The organism is Eudoraea sp., from assembly GCF_049665975.1.
Lineage (GTDB): Bacteria > Bacteroidota > Bacteroidia > Flavobacteriales > Flavobacteriaceae > Eudoraea.
Genome location: NZ_JBATGR010000075.1, coordinates 1 through 2505, shown reverse-complemented (window position 1 = coordinate 2505; position 2505 = coordinate 1). Strand labels below are relative to the sequence as shown.

The 2505-nt window shown below is 38.0% G+C and carries 7 protein-coding genes; all 7 read right to left on the bottom strand.

The annotated features are described in order from the left end of the window. On the bottom strand, positions 1-228 hold a 228-nt coding region (rplO, locus tag WBN20_RS03270; protein ID WP_424280686.1), incomplete at its 3' end, for a 50S ribosomal protein L15. Between the two features lie 12 nt (positions 229-240). Continuing rightward, positions 241-420 (bottom strand): 50S ribosomal protein L30, encoded by a 180-nt coding sequence (rpmD, locus tag WBN20_RS03265; RefSeq protein ID WP_299160445.1) that lies wholly within the window; start codon positions 418-420, stop codon positions 241-243. 11 nt (positions 421-431) lie between these two features. Next, positions 432-956: a 30S ribosomal protein S5 gene (gene rpsE / locus WBN20_RS03260; RefSeq protein ID WP_424271876.1), complete on the bottom strand. Its 525-nt coding sequence runs from the start codon at positions 954-956 to the stop codon at positions 432-434. Between the two features lie 8 nt (positions 957-964). Further along, entirely contained in the window at positions 965-1321 is a 357-nt protein-coding gene (rplR, locus tag WBN20_RS03255; protein ID WP_424280685.1) for a 50S ribosomal protein L18, read from the bottom strand. A gap of 10 nt (positions 1322-1331) precedes the next feature. Beyond that, a complete protein-coding gene (gene rplF, locus WBN20_RS03250) occupies positions 1332-1874 on the bottom strand; it encodes a 50S ribosomal protein L6 (protein WP_424280684.1) in 543 nt (180 codons plus the stop codon). Between the two features lie 19 nt (positions 1875-1893). Next, the gene (gene rpsH / locus WBN20_RS03245) at positions 1894-2292 is read right to left on the bottom strand and encodes a 30S ribosomal protein S8 (protein WP_424280683.1); all 399 of its coding nucleotides are present in this window, start codon (positions 2290-2292) and stop codon (positions 1894-1896) included. 21 nt (positions 2293-2313) lie between these two features. Further along, positions 2314-2505, bottom strand: a 192-nt coding sequence (gene rpsN, locus WBN20_RS03240; RefSeq protein WP_424280682.1) for a 30S ribosomal protein S14, incomplete at its 5' end; no start/stop codon positions are given.

The following is a 2505-nucleotide window of genomic DNA, read 5'->3' as shown; positions in this document are numbered from 1 at the left end:
CTGATATTCCTTTCTGTTAATATTGGTAAAACCAAATTTGGGTACTCGTCTTTGTAAAGGCATTTGACCTCCTTCAAAACCAATCTTCCTGGAATACCCGGATCTTGATTTAGCACCTTTATGTCCTCTTGTTGCAGTACCTCCTTTGCCAGAACCCTGTCCTCGGCCTATGGTTTTCCCGGCTTTGTGAACAGACCCTTTGGCTGGTTTTAAATTCCCTAAATTCATTACAAATATATTTTATGCTTCTTCTGTAGAAACTAAGTGTTTAACCTTATTGATCATTCCCATAATATTGGGTGTGGTTTCATGTTCCACAACATGACCAATCTTACGCAATCCAAGTGCCTCCAGTGTTCTTTTCTGATTTTGTGGCCTTTTAATGCTACTTCTTACCTGCTTAACTCTAATCTTTGCCATACTCTTGCTACTTATCCTTTAAAGACTTTTTCTAACGAAACACCTCTTTGTTTTGCTACAGTTCTGGCATCCCTCAATTGTAATAAAGCATCAAATGTAGCTTTTACTACATTATGTGGGTTAGAGGATCCCTGAGACTTGGACAAAACGTCTTGTACGCCAACTGATTCCAATACAGCTCTAACAGCGCCTCCGGCAATTACTCCTGTACCATGGGAAGCAGGTTTAACATACACACGTGCACCGCCAAATTTTCCTTTTTGCTCATGTGGCAAAGTGCCCTTAACTAGTGGTATTCTAATTAAGTTCTTTTTAGCATCCTCAATAGCCTTCGCTATAGCGGTAGCTACTTCTTTAGACTTCCCAAGACCATGACCTACAACACCATTCTCATCACCTACAACCACGATCGCAGAAAAACCAAAAGCTCTACCCCCTTTTGTTACTTTAGTAACTCTTTGAACACCAACCAATCTGTCTTTTAGTTCAAGACCTCCCGGTTTAACAATTTCTACATTTTTGTAATTCCCGAACATATTTCCTATTAAAATTTTAGACCGGCCTCTCTGGCACCTTCGGCCAATGATTTTACTCTACCATGATACAAATTACCACCACGATCAAAAGCAACTGCTTCTATCCCGGCTTTCTTTGCTTTTTCAGCCACTGCCTTACCTACAAGGTTGGCAATCTCTATTTTTGTGCCTTTTGCCTTATTTAGTTCCTTATCCCTAGAAGAAGCGGCAACTAAAGTGGTTCCATTATTATCGTCTATTATTTGTGCATAAATCTCTTTATTGCTTCTATAAACAGACAATCTAGGTCTCTCTGTTGTACCAAAGGATACTTTTCTTATCCTTTTTCTAATACGCTCTCTTCTTTCAGTTTTTGATAATCCCATAATTCAATTCTTAAGCGGATTTACCTGCTTTTCTTCTTAATTGTTCTCCAACAAATTTTATCCCTTTTCCTTTGTAAGGTTCTGGTTTGCGGAAAGATCTTATTTTGGCCGCAATTTGGCCTACCAATTGTTTGTCATATGAGGTAAGCTTTATAATTGGGTTCTTTCCCTTTTCAGAAATCGTTTCAACTTTAACTTCAGAAGCTAAATTCAAAACAATATTATGCGAAAAACCTAAAGCCAAATCTAACTTTTGACCTTGATTAACTGCACGGAAACCAACACCTACCAATTCAAGCTCTTTAGTCCATCCGTTAGTTACTCCCAAAATCATATTGTAAATCAAGGACCTATACAAGCCGTGTTTGGCCTTATGTTCTTTAGATTCTGAAGGTCTGGTTACCACAACCTGGCCTTCCTCAGATTTAACGGAAACCCCTGAATATTCCTGAGTTAATTCACCCAATTTCCCTTTTACAGTAATAAGATTATTCTGCAGTTCTACTGTGACTCCTTCCGGAATTTCTATTGGATTGTTACCTATTCTAGACATTTTCCTATCTCTTTATTTCTTAATAAACGTAGCATAAAACTTCCCCGCCAACATTGTCTCGCTGAGCTTGTTTACTTGTCATAACTCCATGAGAAGTAGACACAATAGCAATTCCCAAGCCATTAAGTACTCTGGGCATCTCTCCGGAATTGGCATATTTTCTAAGACCCGGCGTACTTATACGCTGAATCTTTCTAATGACCGGTTCTTTCGTCAGCCTATCATACTTCAGGGCAATTTTAATAATTCCCTGTACTTCATTATCCTCGAATTTATAACTCAAAATATATCCCTGATCGAATAAAATTTTAGTTACTTCTTTTTTCAAATTAGAAGCAGGAATATCAACTACCCTATGACCCGCACTACTGGCGTTTCTAATTCTTGTTAAATAATCTGCTATTGGATCTGTAAACATCTTCTTAACTTTTATATTGGATTACCAACTTGCTTTTTTAACACCGGGAATCAATCCTTGGTTAGCCATTTCTCTAAACATTACACGAGAAATACCAAAAGTCCTCATATACCCTTTAGGTCTGCCTGTTAATTTACATCTATTGTGCATACGAACAGGAGAAGCATTTTTAGGCAGTTTTTGCAAAGCTTCGTAGTCGCCGGCTTTTTTTAA

Excerpts from the sequence above, each read along its gene's own strand:
- rpmD (WP_299160445.1), bottom strand. The coding sequence starts at position 420 with ATGGCAAAGATTAGAGTTAAGCAGGTAAGAAGTAGCATTAAAAGGCCA.
- rpsE (WP_424271876.1), bottom strand. The coding sequence starts at position 956 with ATGTTCGGGAATTACAAAAATGTAGAAATTGTTAAACCGGGAGGTCTT.
- rplR (WP_424280685.1), bottom strand. The coding sequence starts at position 1,321 with ATGGGATTATCAAAAACTGAAAGAAGAGAGCGTATTAGAAAAAGGATA.
- rplF (WP_424280684.1), bottom strand. The coding sequence starts at position 1,874 with ATGTCTAGAATAGGTAACAATCCAATAGAAATTCCGGAAGGAGTCACA.
- rpsH (WP_424280683.1), bottom strand. The coding sequence starts at position 2,292 with ATGTTTACAGATCCAATAGCAGATTATTTAACAAGAATTAGAAACGCC.